Genomic DNA, 17651 nt, shown 5'->3' with positions numbered 1-17651 from the left:
TGCGTTGAGCCTAAATCCATACTAACAAAGTTTAGCTGTACAGCGCGTGGAGAAATGTTGGCTTTTATTTGAAACGCCTTTATGATTTTTAAAGTTGTATATCATCAAGAGAAAAATATGGACGTCGGTGCAGTACTCATCCAATTGAAAATGGATAAGAAAGATGATGTGAGGGCATGGCAGGAAATATTACATCGTAGACAAGCTGAGGCAATACAGACACTTGTTGCTGAAGGTGTGCATGTAGAATCATGGTTTCATGTGGAACTGGATGGTCTTGACTATTTGATTGCTTATACTCGTGCCGATGATATTTCTAAAGCGCATGAAACATCGAGAAATAGTCAATTTGCAATAGATCAACTCCATCAACAATTTAAAAGTACATGGGCAAAAGTGATTCCTGCAAGCTTATTGGTTGATTTAGATGTTAAGCAACAATAACTAAAAAATTGACATTAATATTTTGATTTTTAGATACTAATTCTGGCGTTGTAATCAGATCTGTTGTTCTATTATTTTAAGCATGCTCTAATCAACGCTTCTGATGATTTTTAACAGTGATTTGAATTGAATCGACGTATTTTGCTGATTACTGGTTGGGGCGGTGGAACAAAGCTGCTCATGGCATTACAACAACGCTTAGAACAGCAAGGTCATGCCGTTGAGCTGATTAATATTTTTAATGCCTTGGATCAACAAGTCTTACAACACTATGTTGAAAAGGCTCAATCCTTTGATGTGATTTGTGGCTGGTCTTTAGGTGGGCAGTTGGCAACCTTGTTGGTCGACCAAATCGAAAAACAATATCAGCAAAAGAAGATATTGATCACACTGGCTTCAAATCCATGTTTTGTCGCAAATGCTGAATGGCAAACGGCTATGCCTCAAACTACATTTCAAAACTTCAAACAATCCTTTGTAGATGATGCAATTGCCACACTGAAAAAATTTGGTTTTATGGTGTGCCAAGGCAGCGAAACCAGCAAAGCAGATTTTGCTAAATTGCAAAGTTTGATTCAGCCACAAAATTTAGAACTATTAAAACAGGGTTTGTTGTGCTTAGAGCAATTAAATCATGTTGAGATCTTAAAAAATTATACTGGAAAGCAATATCACTTGTTTGCAGAGCAAGATTTCTTAGTTAGTCACAAAGTCTTTGAAAATTTCCAGAAATTCAATGCAAAGTTTTTGGATGTTGAACTATTTACAGGTTCACATGGGCTTCCAGTTTTTAATTTTGAATTGGTTTCTGACAAAATCTGCCAATATTTACAAAAAATAGAATAAATCATTGGACGAGTGGTAAATCTCGCAATTTATTTTTATTCCCTGTAGGTTTAACATCGGTACACTGTTTTTGCTGTAACTGCTTTACCTATGGATACTGGAGTAAATGGATGACCGATTTAAACAACCGAGCGAACGAATTGGTCGCAGATGATCTAGGTTTTGATCGTGAACATCTTTGGCATCCTTATACGTCCATGACACAGCCCTTACCAAGTTTTAAAGTCAAAAAGGCGTTTGGTGCAACAATTGAACTTGAAGATGGTCGTCAACTCATCGATGGTATGTCCTCATGGTGGTGTGCGATTCATGGTTATAACCATCCTGAATTAAATCAAGCAGTCACCGATCAACTCCAAAATATGTCACATATTATGTTTGGCGGATTTACCCATGATCCTGCGATACAATTGGGAAAGTTGTTGCTTGAAATCACTCCGCCAAGTCTCGACAAAATTTTCTTTGCAGATTCCGGTTCTGTTGCAGTTGAAGTCGCATTAAAAATGGCAGTGCAATATTGGTCTGCTCAAGGCAACGCGCTAAAAACCAATTTTGTCACCCCCCGCTCTGGTTATCATGGTGATACATGGAACGCGATGTCTGTCTGTGATCCCGTAACAGGTATGCATCAAATTTTTGGATCAAGTTTACCCAACCGTTTTTTTGTCCCTGCACCCAAAGTTGGTTTTTATGAAGAATGGGATCAACAAGATATAGCGGCACTTGAAGAAACTTTGGCAGTACATCATGCCAGTATTGCAGGTTTGATTCTTGAGCCGATTGTACAAGGTGCGGGAGGGATGCGTTTTTATCATCCTGAATATTTACGTCAAGCCAAATTGCTCTGTGAGCAATATGATGTTTTATTAATTTTTGATGAAATTGCAACTGGCTTTGGACGCACAGGAAAATTATTTGCATGGGAGCATGCGCAAGTCGAACCTGACATCATGTGTATAGGTAAAGGTTTGACGGGTGGATATATGACCCTTTCAGCGACGATTACCTCAAAGCAGGTGGCTGAAACGATTAGTCAGGGAGAGGCGGGGGTATTTATGCATGGTCCTACTTTTATGGCAAATCCTTTAGCTTGTGCTGTGGCGGTAAAAAGCACTGAATTACTCATCAATCAAGATTGGCAAAACAATATTCAGCGTATCGAAACTCAGCTTAATCGCCATTTGACACCATTACAATCATTCAAGCATGTTGCTGATGTCCGTGTATTGGGAGCAATCGGTGTGGTTGAACTCACCGTTAATGTAGATATGAAAACCTTACAACAAGAATTTGTACGTCGTGGTATTTGGGTTCGTCCGTTTGGTAAATTGGTTTATGTGATGCCGCCTTATGTGATTAAGGACAGTGAGCTGGATATTTTACTTACACAGTTGGTTGAAGTTGTCAGCGGTATGGAGCAAAACATATGAGTGCAACCAATAGATTGCTGGACCACTATGCCAAACAATTGGATGAGCTAAAGCAACAAGGAAACTTTCGACAATTTAGTTCAAATACACAGCAAGGTCGTGAGATATATATCCATGATCAGCGAATGCTAAATTTCGCTTCAAATGACTATTTAGGTTTGGCTTCTGACCTTGAACTAAGAACGCAATTCTTTGATGAAACGCCAAATGCTCAGCGCCGAATGAGCTCTTCATCTTCACGCTTGTTGACGGGGAATTTTCCAGAATATGAATTGCTAGAAGAAAGTTTAACTCAAGCTTTTAACGGTCGTGCTGCGTTGCTGTTTAACAGTGGCTATCATATGAATATTGGTATTCTGCCTGCTCTTGCTGATAATAAGACACTGATTCTTGCTGATAAATTAATTCATGCCAGCATGATTGATGGCATCCGTTTGTCATCCGCAAAATATGTGCGCTATCGACATAATGATCTCGAACATTTGGCTCAATTGTTGCTTAAATATCATGATGATGAGGCTTTTGAGCGGATTATTGTGGTGACTGAATCCATTTTTAGTATGGATGGTGATGAAACAGATTTAACAAAATTGGTTGAGATTAAAAAGCAGTTTTGCAAAGTCATGTTATATGTAGATGAAGCACATGCAATCGGTGTTCGAGGTGAGCACGGTTTGGGTTCTGCTGAGCAATATCAAGTGATCGAAGAGATTGATTTTTTAGTTGGAACTTTCGGTAAGGCAATTGCATCAGTTGGTGGCTATTTAATTTGTCACCCAGTCATTCGAGCGTTTCTGATTAATTCGATGCGTCCTTTGATTTTTAGTACGGCTCAACCCCCAGTTTGTATGGCATGGACAAATTTTATCTTTCAGAAAGTTTTAGGTTTAAATCAATTGCGCCAAGATTTATACAATACCAGTGGGTACTTACAACAGGCTGTACAAGCGAAGGGCTTTGATTGTCCATCTACTTCTCATATTGTTCCCGTGATTATTGGCGACTCAAGCCAAACAGTGATGAAGGCAAAAACTTTACAAGAAGCAGGGTTTTACATTATGCCTGTACGTCCACCGACTGTTCCACAACACGGTTCTAGGTTACGTATTTCTTTAACTGCTCAAATATCTCGAGCTGATTTAGATCAGCTGATTCCCCTATTGTAAGCAGAACGTATTGTGAGCTGAATGTGAAATCTCTAAAACTTGATACGTCACAGATTGCGTTGCGTTTTGCGCAGGCAGGGCAGAGCTATCCAGAACAAGCAATCGTGCAAAGAAAAATTGCTCAGCATTTGTCTGATTTAATCACCCAATATGGTGTTGGTCAGTATGACAAAGTATTTGAAATTGGTTGTGGCTCAGGAAATCTAACTCAGCTTTTAATACAAAAATTCAATATCAAAGATTTGATTTTGAATGATCTTTATGAAGATGTTCAGCAGCATTTTAACTTTAATGTAATAAGTAACCCTCAGGTAAACTGGTTAATTGGAGATATTGAACAACTTGAGTTTCCACAAAACTTGAACTTGGTTGCTTCAAGCTCTGCCCTACAGTGGATAAATGATTTAGATGCGATTTTTAAACAGGCGTTTCATCATTTAACCGCACAAGCCGAACTGTGTTTTTCGAGTTTTGGTCAGCACAATTTGCGAGAAATTAAAAGCTTAACAGGGCAGGGATTGAGCTATTTATCTATCGAGGACTTACAGGCTAAATTGCAGAAAAATGGTTTTGAAATTTTGCATTTATCTGAGCAGATTGAACAGTTGACTTTTACCCATCCCAAACAAGTTTTACAACATTTAAAAGCCACAGGTGTAACCGCAACGGCTTCTTCATTCCGTTGGACAAAGCAAAGCCTTATGGATTTTTATCAAAATTATCAACAGTTTTCTTATGTTGATGAGGCAGGAGTACATCAGTATCGCCTGACTTATCACCCTATTTATTGTATCGCGCGGAGAATGTCATGACTGGATCAGTTTACTTTATTAGTGGAATAGATACGGGGATTGGCAAGACCTACACGACAGGATATTTAGCAAAATTGTGGAATGCGCAAGGGCGTAAAACTATTACTCAAAAGTTGATTCAGACTGGTAATACAGATATATCAGAAGATATTCAACAACATCGAGAAATTATGGGCATGGGCTGGTTTCCAGAAGATGAAACCAAACTGACCATGCCAGAAATTTTTACTTATCCTGCATCACCACATTTGGCAACACAAATAGATGAACGTGAAATCGACTTCCAAAAAATTGAATCTGCCACAGATCAACTTGCACAAAACTATGAAGCTGTTTTATTGGAAGGTGCCGGTGGTTTGATGGTGCCACTCACTACAGAGTTGCTGACGATTGATTATATCGCTCAGAAAAAACTACCAGTGATTTTAGTGAGTTCTGGTCGTTTAGGGAGTATTAATCATACGATTTTAAGTTTAGAAGCATTGAAGAGTCGTGATTTAGAGTTGTATGCGCTTGCCTATAACTTAAATGATGAATCTCAGGATGAACTAATTTCAAAAGATACCGCAGAATATTTAAAAGCCTATTTAGGGAAACATTTTCCGAACAGTATCTGGATCGATATTCCAGTAATCTCATGATAAAGCACGGTATCAAGTGCTTGATGCTGTATAAAAATACTTTGCTTTCGAGATAGGTTTTAACTTGAAAGCGCTTAAACAGAGAGGATGCTGCTGATGAGTTTTAAAATTCAAATCGAATTATTGAATGAGTCTGAACGCTCTTCTTTAGATTTTGAAAGTAATGCGTCCACTCAAATTTTAAATAGCTTTGATCAAATTGATTGGTCGAAACAAGCTGTTTGGGGGATGTTAGAGCAACATCAAGGCGAGTTTCCCTTTTTTCAGGTTGAGCAGATACAGAGTGGGCGTAAGTTTGGTGGTCTTTTGATTGCCTACAGTCACGATCAATATAATTTTAATGTGCATGCAGAACTGTATCAAAAACAGCAAAAGTCACATCTTTTTGGTTTATTTAAATCTGAAAGCATGCCAAGCTTTGATAACGATGATGTGCCTTTTGAGGTATTTCGTGACTGTTTGGAAAAGTTTTTGCGTGGCAATGATTCCGAAATTGAACGACTACTCAAGATAAAATATAAAAGCTATGGTCATACAGATGCATTTAGTCGATAAATGATTGAACATTAAATTGTAATGAGGAAATTAATTAAAGATATGTTTCTGTTTGATAATAAAGAATATTTAAAAATTTTCCTAATCGCTTCTTATCGTCGTTACATTCAGCATAAAGTCATAACAAATTAGTCTTTTTAAAAAATCAAAAGTCATTTATATTTCATATCAGTAGCGTAATTTATATCCAATAAGCGCTGTGTAATAAAATAAACTGAAAACAATCAAGAGGTGAGCCATGTCAGGATGGTATGAAATTAGTCAAGCAAAAGATGGTCAATATCGCTTTGTATTGAAAGCAGGAAATGGAGAAATTATTCTTACCAGTGAATTGTATAAAGCAAAGGCTTCAGCACAGAACGGTATTGCTTCTGTACAAAAAAATAGCCCCGATGATGCTCGTTATGATCGCCTTGAAGCCAAAAATGGTAAACCCTACTTCAATTTAAAAGCCGCAAATCATCAAATCATTGGAACGAGCCAATTTTATTCGGGTGATGCAGCGCGCGATAATGGGATTGAATCTGTAAAGAAAAATGGTCCTTCTGAGAAAATTAAAGATTTAACTGAACAAGCAGAATAGACTGTTAAAATTTTCTAAAAAAGCATGTGATTTACATGCTTTTTTTATGGCAATATTAAGTTGATTAAAAATACCATTATTTATCAAAATTGATCAATTTAATGAAATTATTTAAATAATTTTTAATTAAATTGTTAAGTTTAAAATTACAATTTTGACATAAATCTGGAGACACATTCTAAAAAGATAGAATATAAAAATATCGAGAGTGTTATATTTACTAGCTTTGCATTTACTTTTAAATCTTAATTGAGTTTTTATCATAAATTTATATGACTATTTTTAAGCATTTTTAAAATTTAAATATGTTATGGTCAATTTATTATCAAATTAAGTTCACTGTATCGGTTTGGTATTATTGAGTTTTAATAAATAATTTGCGATTAGGGTATTTGACCATTTAATCAAATACTTTTCGGAAAATATGTGAATTAAATTGAGTATTTTTAAATATTGCTAATGTAATGAAGAATTATATCCATGGAGTTGGGTGAGTGTATCTAGATTATAGGAGATATTCCATAAAATAATCATATTGGAATAATCACAAGAGATAGGTTTGATTTAGATTCAGCAGTCACTTAAATAAACACTAATATAATTCACATAATATTTATTAAGTGTTAAATTGGTCACAAATAAGTGAGGTTTCTCGATGAAAATAGAAATCGCTGGTAATTCACAAATTGCTGCTGAGGTTATTTCCCAAATTCAAATATGGGATGCTGCTGTTGTTGGTAACAGTCTTGAACACCTCTTAGATCAATGTGCACAAGATGTCAGTCTGTTTGACGTCAGTACTCAAATGGATGGTATTCACGCCTATAAACAGGAATGGGAAAAGTTTAGCCCTTATTTTAGCGAGAATATAAAAATTGTTCGACGTAATATGAAAATATATGCCTCAAACGATTTGGCGATACTGCATTGTCATTCTAAAGTGGAAAATACGGCACTGAAAGATAAGTTACAAATGCCTTGGTGTCGAACCACATTATGCCTTCAAAAGAAAGAAGGGCAATGGTTGGTGGTACATCAACATATCTCAATGCCAATAGATATGATGACTGGCAAAGCCATTATGTTAAAAGACAAGGCAAAATTGAGATTAGTGGTATAAATTAATCTTTATAACTGATGTAACGCAGTAACTCTAAAATTAAATTTTAGAGCTAGATGAATATGGATACGCGAAAACGTCATCCGCAATTGCTTGAGGCAGGACTCCTTCTAATAAGTAAAGTTTCTGCGAAACTTTGAATATTTTGATGATAGTGAACGAGTTCTGCGGTGAGCAGCGATGTCGCTGCGCAAGATGGTTGCCCTTGCGGAGCTTTGCTCCTCATGCCAAAACAAAAGTACCTTGAGCCGAAGGCTATTCCATAAATTTAAACTTTGGATGTAAGACTCCGTCGTGTAAATTTAGCTTTTTCTTTTTCACCTTCTTAATTTAAATCAAGTGCGTAACATCAGTTTATAAAATAAAAGCTCTTTCAAGGGCGTTTATTTAAATTCAATAGCAATCATATGAAGTGGCAAAAAAGATTTTTCAGTGCTTGTTGGTTTGCTACTTGAATCACAGATCGACTTTTGAAAAAATCATGAAAATAATCTCAAAATGTGAAAAATAATGCCAAATTCATTGTTTGCAAAATATGGTTGGTTAAAACCCTTAGCTCCTCGTAATCCTCATGAGCCACATCGAGTGGCAACATCTTTAGAATTGTTGTTTGATTTGATTTTTGTGGTGGCAATCGCAACAGCAGGGCAGCAATTACATCATAGTATTATTGAAAACCATTTATCACATGGTTTATTGCTTTATTTCATGGTGTTTTTTGCACTGTGGTGGGCATGGATGAATTTTAGCTGGTTTGCCTCGGCTTATGACAATGATGATGTGTTTTATCGCATCATGACTTTTGTACAAATCATCGGTTCTTTGGTTATGGCAGCTGGCATTCCGAGTGCTTTTCAGCAGCAAGATTTTGATGTGATTATTATCGGCTACGTCATTATGCGCCTTGGATTGGTAACACAATGGTTTCGGGTTGCGAAAAATGATCCAGAGCGTAAGCAAACAGCTTTGAGATATGCTTTTGGTATTATCCTTGTGCAGATTGGTTGGTTACTTTTTCATTTTTCGCCGATTAATTTTACCCTATATCTATTTGTGCTTTTGGTGATTGCAGAACTCAGTGTCCCTATCTTTGCCGAAGCACATAATATGACACCTTGGCATCCGCATCATATTTCAGAGCGATATGCATTGCTCACCATCATTGTGTTAGGTGAGTCGATCATAGGATGTTTTGCTGCAATTTCTGATGCTTTAAATAATCAGCTGTTAAGCCAAGAGTTGATCTTTTTAACCATTGGTGGCTTATTGATCATGTTTACCATGTGGTGGGCGTATTTTGATCACGATGTTGCTGAAAGATTGAATAGTCGTAAACGTGCATTCTCATGGGGGTATGGTCATTTTTTTATTTTCGTGAGTATTGCTGCATTGGGTGCCGGCTTGGCTGCTGCCGTTGATGTTGTGACCCATAAAGCTGAAATTTCTGCTGAGATCGTGACATATTTTATTGCAATTTCTTTAATTGTATATAGCGCTAGCCTGTGGTTATTACAGGATATTCATCATTTGTCTGGTATAAAGAAATGGTTTTATCCAATAACCGCTGTCATTGTGCTGTGTATTCCTATGATATTGCATCAAACGGGCTATGCTGTGTTTGTGATCGCCATCATTTATGCATTACGTCTTATTTTTTCAAAATGTTATTTAGCAAGATAAGCAGAGTCTTATGATCAGGGTGGAGTAAATGGGGTTTCATGATTTTTACCGAATGAGTTCACATGCTGTTATTTTCAACGAACAACAGCAAGTCCTCTTATTAAAGGCAACTTATGCAGGTTGTGCATGGGGTTTACCTGGTGGAGGATTGGATCAAGGTGAAACAGTACATGAAACGTTACGCCGTGAATGCCAAGAGGAATTGGGTTGTGATGTGAAGATTGAATATCTATCTGGTATTTATTATCACCCTACCGTTAATTCCCATGCTTTTATTTTTAAATGTACTTTGCCAAGTGATCAACAGATTCATTTAAGTGAAGAGCATTCTGAATACCAATGGTTTGATTTTGATCGGCTTTCCCCTGTACAAAAAATTCGGGTAGAAGATTGTTTTAACTTTGATGGTCAGGTCATCAGCCGGTCATTTTAAGGTGATGTCTCTTTTTCGGAAGCAATAAAAAACAGGTCATCAAGACCTGTTTTTTATTCTCAGTTCATTACCTTATTTATCTGGTAGGGCATAAGCGACAATAGAGTCACCCATCTTGGTCCCAAATGAACCATGTCCACCTGCCATGATCACAACATATTGTTTGCCGTTGCTTTCATAGGTCATTGGGGTTGCTTGTCCACCTGCAGGCAAACGACCTTTCCATAATTCATCACCATTGGTGACATTAATGGCACGAATATAATCGTCTTGCGTTGCGCCAATGAACATAACATTACCAGCTGTTGAAATAGAGCCACCTAACATTGGTACACCCATTTTGAACGGTGGTAATGGAATCCCTGGCATACTGTCACGGATGGTACCGATACGACGTTTCCATGCGACATCATGTGTTTTTAAATCGACACCAGCAACATAGCCCCATGCAGGTTGTTTACATGGTAAGCCGAATGGTGAAAGGAAAGCACTGATTTCAACACCATAAGGAACACCATACATCGGTTGAACACCTGCTTCGGTACCTGCACCTTTTGCTGTTTGCTTACGGTTAGGGTCAGCTGGAATCAATTTACTGACAAATGGCAGTCCAATTGGGTTCATCACAGCAATTTGACGATCCGGGTTCAGTGATAAACCGCCCCATTCAAATACACCTAAATTACCTGGGAAAACGAGCGTGCCATTTTCTGAAGGTGGTGTATAAATGCCATCATAATTTAAACGATGGAATGAGACACGACAGATTAATTGGTCAAACATGGTTGCGCCCCACATTTGTTTATCTGTCAATTTATCTTTAGGCGCTAAGTTGAAGTCTGAGAATGGTTGAGTTGGGGAGTAGAATTCACCTTTGGTTTGTGGACCACGTTTTACAGTTTGTGGCACTGGACGTTCATTAATCGGAACGATAGCTTGACCATTACGACGGTCTAAAACAAAGGCATTTCCTGTTTTGGTCAATACATAGATGGCAGGAACAGTTTGTCCTGTTTTATCTTTAATATCAGCCAAGGTTGGTTGAGACGGTACATCCATATCCCATAAATCATGGTGAGTGGTTTGGAAGTTCCAGACCAATTTACCTGTCGTTGCATTCAACGCTAACATTGAGTTGGCATAACGCTCATGCAGTTTAGTACGGTTACCGCCCCAGATATCAGGTGTACCTACACCAGTGGGTACATAAACAATATCGAGTTTCGCATCATAGGCGAGTGGTGCCCATGCATTTGGTGAATTGTTGACATATTTTTGACCAGGACCTGGAATCTGGTTTGGATCTTCAGCACCTGTGTCAAATACCCAAAGCAAAGCACCTGTATTCACGTCATAACCACGAATCACACCAGAGGGTTCTTGCGTAGAATAGTTATCGGTTGTTGAACCACCAATGATAATGGTTGTACCCGTAACCACTGGTGGTGATGTTGGAATATAGCCGCCTGGATAAGGGAATGGCATATCTTTTTGCAAATCAACTTCACCGTTATGACCAAAGTCAGAACATGCTTTACCTGTATCAGCATTTACGGCAACGATACGACCATCGTTTACAGGTAAAATGACTTTACGTGGGCATTCTGTTGAAGATGATTTTTTTGCTTGCAGGCTTGTTGCAAAACCTACAGTGTTATTTGCATCGTAGTAAGAAACACCACGACAGGTTAAGTGTTGGAAAGTATTATCTGATTTAAGTTTTGGATCAAATACCCACTTTTCTTTACCTGTAGAGGGATCAAGAGAAACCAATTTTTGGTGGGTCGTACACAAATACATGTTATTGCCGATTTTAATCGGAGTAACCTGATTGGTTGTTTCACCAGAGTCATTCTCGGTTTTTGACTCGCCTGTATGATAAGTCCATGCAACTTGCAGGTCTTTCACGTTGTCCGAGTTAATTTGGTTTAATGGAGAATAACGCAAACCTGATTGAGTGCGCCCATATGCAGGCCAATCCGCATCAGCGATTCCATCAATTGGAGCAGGGGTTGGTTGTTTTGCGGATAATGTCCCACGAATTTCTTGTGGATCATTAAAGATCGAATATGCCATCACGGCAATCGTGATTGCCAAAGTACCAGAAAGTACAATTTTAGCGCCTTTGGCATTGAAACCACGGGTAACTGCTGGAATAAGTAACCATAAACCAAACACGCCTAAGATGTCTAAACGTGGTGCAAGCGCGAAAAAGTCAGAGCCGACTTCCCAAAGCCCCCAGACCACAGTACCGAGTACTAGAGCAGCGTAGACATATAAAGCAGAGCTGCTTAATTTACGTAATAAAATTGCTGTTGCAATGAACAGTATGCCGGCAATGATGTAGTACCAAGACCCACCAAGTGCTGCAAGCCATATGCCACCAATAAGGAGGACCAGACCAAAAACAACTGCAATCGCAATGGTAAATGTTCTAAATCCTGAAGATGGAGTATGCATGTTGACCACCTATCTATTTAATTAATTTTGAATGCTTGATCATTCCCATAAGGTTTGATGAAGCAGAGAACTTAAAAATTTAGACTTTAAATATTTTCATGCCTTGGGAGAATATATGAGTAGGCATCAAAATATTTATCGTCTTCAAACTAAAATGCAGTTTGCAATTTAATGCCGCCAACCCAAGCATTTTCGCCATTTTTATATGCACCGACATGGCGGATATACTGTACATTTGGACGAATTGTGAGCCAGTTGGTGGCATGTACACCATAATAAACTTCGGTGTTATATTCTTCGTCTTGTTGACGAGTTTGAATGTCATTGACATCAGAATTGATGCTAATCCGTGAAAAGCCGATGGCGATATCATCTTGAGGGCGTGCATCAAATGGACCTTTATAGACCAGTCCAATATTTTGCATATTGTCTACCGTATTGGTGGTTGAGTCATGCAAGGTTAAATTCACAAAACCCGTCAAACCACGGTTTACATCCCCTTGATGTGTGGTGAGTTGTTGTTTTGCAACGACCCATCCACCTTGCTTATGATCGGTTTGGTTTGGTTTTTTGATGGTTTGCGCATCGACTGTGCTATAGTAATAGCCCAAACGATATTCGCCGGGTAAATTGGCTGTGCTGAGTTTAGGTTGCCAAACTACTTCTGCTGGAATAATTGCGCCATGAGAACCATCTGTGCTGAGGTTGAAACCTTTGCCACGCTTTAAGTTCTCAGGATTATATTCATAAGCGCCAAGTTGCGCATAAAGTTCAGGGTTGAGATTGTATTTCGCTCGAATTGCCCATTGACTGACAGGCCAGTTGTACCATTGATCACCAACCCAGTTCCCCACTTGAGAGCCGCAGAGTGCGAGGTTTTGAAAATCACAGTCAAAACTGTTAAAATCTTCGCCTTCGCCAAAACGACCCACTTTAATATCTAATTTTTGATCAAAGAATTTTTTCTTGATCCAGAAATCAGTAAGGCGCCAAGTTTGACCTCGTCCCCAAACTTCTTGGGTCGAGCTGAGTTGTCCAGCAAGCGCGTCTGAGGTTTGTGAAAGTGAGCGACCATTACGTTCAGTGATGGTGATTTGAGCTTCTGTATCTTTCCAACCCAACACTTTCTCTAAGTCGATATGGGTACCCAATGCAAATTGATCTGCATACTCTGTACCGTGGCTTGAATGATTTTTTGAATCCAGTAATGTGGCTAATTCGCCAGTATAACCAAAACTGAAGTCATAACCTTTTTGTTGCAACTCGGTTCGCTTACCGTTCCAGTCGCCAAGCATCCACGGACTTTGTGGATCAAATGCATCAGCTGCCTGTGTACTTTGAAAAGAACAACATAAAGACAATAGGCTGATTGCCCCATAAAAGTAACCTTTAGATTTATTCATATTTGGTGACCTTGATAACACTTTGTAACTAATTATTTATGATACTCTCATATTTGTATAAAAATCTATTAATTTTGACTTTTAATTGTAATTTATGTAAATAGTTTATCGTATGATGATAATTCTTTGTAAATACATAATTAAAATAAGGGTATCTTTTAGGTTAATTTATTCTATTGTTTTTGTTGGACTAAATTTATTTGTATAGTGCTTGAAATGATTATGAAACGTAGGGGGTGAGGATTTTAGAGGCATTAAGAAGCAGGAATAATGAAGCATCATCAGAACACCTGTGTAATTGATTAGTATCAAGATTACACAGGATGCTCTGCTTACAATTCATACAAATTGTAAATAAAATGACCAATTTGTAATTTTATTTAACTTAAAAGATGTTGTAGTGAGTGTGTTGCTACCAATTTCCTTCGCCGAGTTGCTGACCAATATATTGATAACGCATTTGTGATCTTGAAAATTTTATTGGACATGCTAACTGGGGTTCGGTTTGATCTGCATTGGCTTTTAATGGAACATTGATCACCCAACCGCGTTCTTTGGAAATTTTGGAGTTTAGGGCTTCATCCAAACTTAAAACTGGCTCGACACAAACATCCAGTTGGCTAAATAAATCGTTCCATGTTGCAAGTGTTTGAGTTTTAATCTTTTCTCGAATTGCTTGTTTGACCATTTGGCGGTCTTCAGGGTCAAAAGAAGTACCTTTTTCTAATAGAATTGGCAGTTCGAGCGCTGTTGCTAAACCTGTCATAAATTGTGGTTCTAAACTACCGATCGATAAGTAACGATCATCGGCAGTTGCATAATAATCATAGAAAGTACCGCCATTCAGTTGCTCTAACTCACGCTGTTGATGTTGCCCACCTGCCAAACTGGCTGCGGCAGCCATATTGTTGAGCCCAACCACACAGTCTGTCATAGAAATATCAATGTACTGTCCAAGTCCACTATTTTGACGTTCGACCACAGCCGCAAGAATCCCAATCACCGCATGTAATGAACCACCTGCGACGTCGGCGATCTGAATTCCCATCGGTGGTGGTCCACTGTCTTGACGACCACAATGCCCCGCGATTCCAGACAGTGCAATATAGTTAATATCATGTCCTGCCTTATCTTTATATGTGCCGGATTGCCCATAACCTGTAATCGAGCAGTAAATCAGACGAGGATTAATTTCAGACAAGGTTTGATAGTCTAAACCCAAACGTTGCATTACTCCGGGACGGAATTGCTCAACCACAATATCGTATTCAGAAATTTTTTCCTTGACCTGCGCTATACTGGCAGGATCTTTTAAATCTAAGGTGACAGATTGTTTGTTTCGATTCAGATAACTATGTGATGTTGCTTGTCCATTTGCATAGGGAGGAAACAAACGAACCAGATCTGGACGAGTAGGTGACTCGATATGGATCACTTCTGCACCTAAGTCGGCAAGATACAAAGTTGCGAATGGACCGGGTAATAAAGTCGAAAAATCGAGTACTTTCAATCCCTTTAAAGCGCTTGTCATAATTGTTTTTACCAATATAGTGTTGATTTTACATCCATAATAGAAATATAAAATTAACAAAACAATGTCATGTTCAGCCATTTACCTTGATCATTTCGGCAATTTATGATGTAAAAAGGTGATCTGCACTGTTGTAAATCGCCAATAAAACATTTTTTAGCGTCATTTAGGTCAATTGTTAGTGAACATCAAAGAGAGTGAAGGATTTACCATGAGTCGTGATACGATCAGTATCCATTTTGTGAATGCAGCCTTAACCGGTGTAAAACGTTTAGGAATGGACGTTGATACTTTACTTTCACATGTTGGCATAGAAGCAGAATTACTGCGTCAGCCTAAAGCACGTATTTCACCAGAGCAATATACTCGCTTCGTGAAAATGTTGTGGATGGTTACCCAAGATGAACATGTTGGATTTGATATTCAACCACGTCGTCTAGGCTCTTTTGCCATTATGTGCCAATTGATCATCCATGCTAAAACACTGGGTGACGCTTTAGAACTATCCTCCCAATTCTATAAATTATTTGGTGATGAATGGTCTGTAGCAGTTGAACGAGATAAACATGAAGCGCGTTTGGTGCCTTTGATTCCAAAAACCATGGACCCTGACCACTTCATTACTGAAAGTATGCTGATGATTTGGCATGGTTTGGCATCTTGGTTAATTGAACGTCGTATTCCTCTGGAGCGTGTACATTTTGGCTACCCACGCCCAAATCATGCAGATGAATATGATGCATTATTCTTTGCACCTGTCATGCAGTTCGACATGCCTCGTACAGAAATTACCTTTGCTGCCGACTATTTGGATCTGCCGATTCGTCAGGATGAGGCGAGTTTAGAAGAATTTTTAAAAGCTGCACCTGCACAACTTTTGGTGAAATTTAAAAACACCAATTCGTTGACATCACGTATCCGTGAAGTGTTGAAGAGTCAGATCGGCGAGGAAATGCCGACCTTGAATGATGTAGCATCCATGTTGTATTTATCCCCACAAACTTTGCGCCGTCGTTTAGCAGCTGAAGGTAAAAGCTATCAAGGTGTTAAAGATGCATTACGCCGTGATGCTGCTATTCATTTGTTATTAAATCCAGATTTAACCCTTGAAGATGTGGCTCAACAAGTTGGTTTTAGTGAAACCAGTACCTTCCACCGTGCATTTAAAAAATGGACTGGGGTTACGCCGGGGCTCTATCGCCAATTACATGGTTATCACTGATGACAACATGATGAAATCAAAAACTATTTTCTGATTATCCTCCGCCCAAGTTTGACTTGGGCTTTTTTATGTCTAAGCATTTTGTCGATGCATTTTCTGATATATGATGGAATGGGTTTAAACGATAGGGCATTAAAAAGATGATTAAGCTCGGGCAGTTTGATGAGATACAAGTACAAAACTTGCTTCGCATTCATTTAGCAGGCATGCATGAGAACTCACCAATTGAAAATAGTTTTGCTTTAGACCTTTCCGCATTACAACAGCCACAGATCAGTTTTTATACCCTTTGGGATCAAGATGAGCTTTTGGCATGTGGCGCTATTCAAGAACTCTCGCCAATTCATGCCGAAATCAAATCCATGCGGACTCATCCTCAACATTTAGGTAAAGGCGCAGCAACTACAGTTTTAAAACATCTTTTGCATATTGCGCAGTTAAGAAAATATCAAAAATTGAGTCTTGAAACAGGAACACATTCCTCTTTTGATCCAGCAATTCATTTGTATAAAAAGTTTGGATTTATCAAAGGTGATGCTTTCTCAAGCTATCAAGCCACCGAATTTAATCAGTTCTATCATTTAGACTTGTCTGTTACATCGCTCATTGCATGATATTCTGTAAAGCGGAGATGTATGTCAATTTCAAACTTTTTAAGTGGGGAGTTTGATCATACTTAACGCTAAATGTATGGCTAGATCAATAAATGACATGTTTAATTAGAACAATTGAAACTTTAGATATTCCACGCTTAATTGAAATTGAAAAATCGGCAACGCAAGCTTTTTTGAATATTCCTGCACTTGCTTGGTTAGCAGACAGCTCAATTTTATCTGTAGATGACCACATGCAGTTGATTTCAAAAGCGTATGGCTTTGTTTCGGTAAATCTTGATAATCAAGCCACTGGATTTTTATATGCCGAAAAACAAAACCAAGATTTATATATTATTGAATTGGATGTGGATGGGACATTGCAAAAGCAAGGAATTGGACGGCAATTACTAGAATACATTATCGATTTTGCTCGGAAGCATGATTTTTCAAATCTGACATTAACGACATTTAATAATGTGATTTGGAATCGCCCATTTTATGAGAAGTTAGGTTTTCAAAAGCTGGATGACGATCATTTACCAGATTATCTCCAAAAAAAAATTCAACATGAGGTTGAATGCGGTTTTCTTCGAGAAAGCCGTTGTGCGATGACATTGGATGTTTTATCCATTTAAAATGAATACAGTATGAATGTTAATTTGTTTACTGATAATTCTTGATTAAATATTTAGGACTCAAGATTTGGTGTAGAACAGTATGTGGATGTTG

17 protein-coding genes are annotated in these 17651 nt (G+C 38.2%); 14 read left to right on the top strand and 3 right to left on the bottom strand.

Features of this window, described 5'->3' with window-relative positions:
- Positions 1-117 precede the first annotated feature (117 nt).
- From AC1Z3T_RS15335 to AC1Z3T_RS15285, 11 genes are all read left to right on the top strand, one after another.
- A complete protein-coding gene (locus tag AC1Z3T_RS15335; protein ID WP_046760156.1) occupies positions 118-444 on the top strand; it encodes a DUF6176 family protein in 327 nt (108 codons plus the stop codon).
- A 126-nt stretch (positions 445-570) separates the two neighbouring features.
- Positions 571-1290: an alpha/beta hydrolase family protein gene (locus AC1Z3T_RS15330; protein WP_171495479.1), complete on the top strand. Its 720-nt coding sequence runs from the start codon at positions 571-573 to the stop codon at positions 1288-1290.
- Between the two features lie 110 nt (positions 1291-1400).
- Positions 1401-2720 (top strand): adenosylmethionine--8-amino-7-oxononanoate transaminase, encoded by a 1320-nt coding sequence (gene bioA / locus AC1Z3T_RS15325; RefSeq protein WP_058968475.1) that lies wholly within the window; start codon positions 1401-1403, stop codon positions 2718-2720.
- The gene (locus AC1Z3T_RS15320; RefSeq protein ID WP_483396766.1) at positions 2717-3886 is read left to right on the top strand and encodes an 8-amino-7-oxononanoate synthase; all 1170 of its coding nucleotides are present in this window, start codon (positions 2717-2719) and stop codon (positions 3884-3886) included. Before bioA ends, AC1Z3T_RS15320 begins: the two co-directional genes overlap by 4 nt.
- A 23-nt stretch (positions 3887-3909) precedes the next feature.
- Positions 3910-4698: a malonyl-ACP O-methyltransferase BioC gene (gene bioC, locus AC1Z3T_RS15315; protein WP_100885962.1), complete on the top strand. Its 789-nt coding sequence runs from the start codon at positions 3910-3912 to the stop codon at positions 4696-4698.
- The gene (bioD, locus tag AC1Z3T_RS15310; protein ID WP_004830280.1) at positions 4695-5339 is read left to right on the top strand and encodes a dethiobiotin synthase; all 645 of its coding nucleotides are present in this window, start codon (positions 4695-4697) and stop codon (positions 5337-5339) included. Before bioC ends, bioD begins: the two co-directional genes overlap by 4 nt.
- A gap of 96 nt (positions 5340-5435) precedes the next feature.
- Complete coding sequence (locus AC1Z3T_RS15305; protein WP_004830278.1) at positions 5436-5894, top strand: hypothetical protein; 459 nt, start codon at positions 5436-5438, stop codon at positions 5892-5894.
- Between the two features lie 238 nt (positions 5895-6132).
- Positions 6133-6477, top strand: a complete 345-nt coding sequence (locus AC1Z3T_RS15300) for a YegP family protein (protein WP_004830277.1) — start codon at positions 6133-6135, stop codon at positions 6475-6477.
- 655 nt (positions 6478-7132) lie between these two features.
- Positions 7133-7597, top strand: coding sequence for a YybH family protein (locus AC1Z3T_RS15295; RefSeq protein WP_004830276.1), 465 nt, complete (start codon positions 7133-7135; stop codon positions 7595-7597).
- Positions 7598-8107: 510 nt separating this feature from the next.
- Positions 8108-9277 (top strand): low temperature requirement protein A, encoded by a 1170-nt coding sequence (locus tag AC1Z3T_RS15290; RefSeq protein ID WP_483396765.1) that lies wholly within the window; start codon positions 8108-8110, stop codon positions 9275-9277.
- 28 nt (positions 9278-9305) lie between these two features.
- Complete coding sequence (locus tag AC1Z3T_RS15285) at positions 9306-9710, top strand: NUDIX hydrolase (protein WP_483396764.1); 405 nt, start codon at positions 9306-9308, stop codon at positions 9708-9710.
- A gap of 72 nt (positions 9711-9782) precedes the next feature.
- Here the strand turns inward: AC1Z3T_RS15285 and AC1Z3T_RS15280 are convergent, their stop codons facing one another.
- The 3 genes from AC1Z3T_RS15280 to AC1Z3T_RS15270 all read right to left on the bottom strand — a co-directional run bounded on the left by AC1Z3T_RS15280 (position 9783) and on the right by AC1Z3T_RS15270 (position 15104).
- Positions 9783-12170: a glucose/quinate/shikimate family membrane-bound PQQ-dependent dehydrogenase gene (locus AC1Z3T_RS15280; protein WP_483396763.1), complete on the bottom strand. Its 2388-nt coding sequence runs from the start codon at positions 12168-12170 to the stop codon at positions 9783-9785.
- Positions 12171-12319: 149 nt separating this feature from the next.
- Complete coding sequence (locus tag AC1Z3T_RS15275; RefSeq protein WP_419331030.1) at positions 12320-13573, bottom strand: carbohydrate porin; 1254 nt, start codon at positions 13571-13573, stop codon at positions 12320-12322.
- 412 nt (positions 13574-13985) lie between these two features.
- Positions 13986-15104 (bottom strand): CaiB/BaiF CoA transferase family protein, encoded by a 1119-nt coding sequence (locus AC1Z3T_RS15270; protein ID WP_139421295.1) that lies wholly within the window; start codon positions 15102-15104, stop codon positions 13986-13988.
- A gap of 211 nt (positions 15105-15315) precedes the next feature.
- On the opposite strand from AC1Z3T_RS15270, the gene AC1Z3T_RS15265 reads away from it, so the two are divergent.
- The 3 genes from AC1Z3T_RS15265 to AC1Z3T_RS15255 all read left to right on the top strand — a co-directional run bounded on the left by AC1Z3T_RS15265 (position 15316) and on the right by AC1Z3T_RS15255 (position 17557).
- Positions 15316-16326 (top strand): AraC family transcriptional regulator, encoded by a 1011-nt coding sequence (locus tag AC1Z3T_RS15265; protein ID WP_004724010.1) that lies wholly within the window; start codon positions 15316-15318, stop codon positions 16324-16326.
- A 140-nt stretch (positions 16327-16466) separates the two neighbouring features.
- Positions 16467-16940, top strand: a complete 474-nt coding sequence (locus AC1Z3T_RS15260) for a GNAT family N-acetyltransferase (protein WP_151960435.1) — start codon at positions 16467-16469, stop codon at positions 16938-16940.
- A gap of 92 nt (positions 16941-17032) precedes the next feature.
- The gene (locus AC1Z3T_RS15255) at positions 17033-17557 is read left to right on the top strand and encodes a GNAT family N-acetyltransferase (protein WP_100885961.1); all 525 of its coding nucleotides are present in this window, start codon (positions 17033-17035) and stop codon (positions 17555-17557) included.
- Positions 17558-17651: the final 94 nt, after the last annotated feature.

This window comes from Acinetobacter sp. B-6, from assembly GCF_056930735.1.
The sequence above is the reverse complement of the archived record's forward strand: the minus strand, read 5'-3'. Positions and strand labels throughout refer to the sequence as shown.

Excerpts from the sequence above, each read along its gene's own strand:
- AC1Z3T_RS15335 (WP_046760156.1), top strand. The coding sequence starts at position 118 with ATGGACGTCGGTGCAGTACTCATCCAATTGAAAATGGATAAGAAAGAT.
- bioA (WP_058968475.1), top strand. The coding sequence starts at position 1,401 with ATGACCGATTTAAACAACCGAGCGAACGAATTGGTCGCAGATGATCTA.
- AC1Z3T_RS15320 (WP_483396766.1), top strand. The coding sequence starts at position 2,717 with ATGAGTGCAACCAATAGATTGCTGGACCACTATGCCAAACAATTGGAT.
- bioD (WP_004830280.1), top strand. The coding sequence starts at position 4,695 with ATGACTGGATCAGTTTACTTTATTAGTGGAATAGATACGGGGATTGGC.
- AC1Z3T_RS15305 (WP_004830278.1), top strand. The coding sequence starts at position 5,436 with ATGAGTTTTAAAATTCAAATCGAATTATTGAATGAGTCTGAACGCTCT.
- AC1Z3T_RS15300 (WP_004830277.1), top strand. The coding sequence starts at position 6,133 with ATGTCAGGATGGTATGAAATTAGTCAAGCAAAAGATGGTCAATATCGC.
- AC1Z3T_RS15295 (WP_004830276.1), top strand. The coding sequence starts at position 7,133 with ATGAAAATAGAAATCGCTGGTAATTCACAAATTGCTGCTGAGGTTATT.
- AC1Z3T_RS15290 (WP_483396765.1), top strand. The coding sequence starts at position 8,108 with ATGCCAAATTCATTGTTTGCAAAATATGGTTGGTTAAAACCCTTAGCT.
- AC1Z3T_RS15285 (WP_483396764.1), top strand. The coding sequence starts at position 9,306 with ATGGGGTTTCATGATTTTTACCGAATGAGTTCACATGCTGTTATTTTC.
- AC1Z3T_RS15280 (WP_483396763.1), bottom strand. The coding sequence starts at position 12,170 with ATGCATACTCCATCTTCAGGATTTAGAACATTTACCATTGCGATTGCA.
- AC1Z3T_RS15275 (WP_419331030.1), bottom strand. The coding sequence starts at position 13,573 with ATGAATAAATCTAAAGGTTACTTTTATGGGGCAATCAGCCTATTGTCT.
- AC1Z3T_RS15270 (WP_139421295.1), bottom strand. The coding sequence starts at position 15,104 with ATGACAAGCGCTTTAAAGGGATTGAAAGTACTCGATTTTTCGACTTTA.
- AC1Z3T_RS15265 (WP_004724010.1), top strand. The coding sequence starts at position 15,316 with ATGAGTCGTGATACGATCAGTATCCATTTTGTGAATGCAGCCTTAACC.
- AC1Z3T_RS15260 (WP_151960435.1), top strand. The coding sequence starts at position 16,467 with ATGATTAAGCTCGGGCAGTTTGATGAGATACAAGTACAAAACTTGCTT.
- AC1Z3T_RS15255 (WP_100885961.1), top strand. The coding sequence starts at position 17,033 with ATGACATGTTTAATTAGAACAATTGAAACTTTAGATATTCCACGCTTA.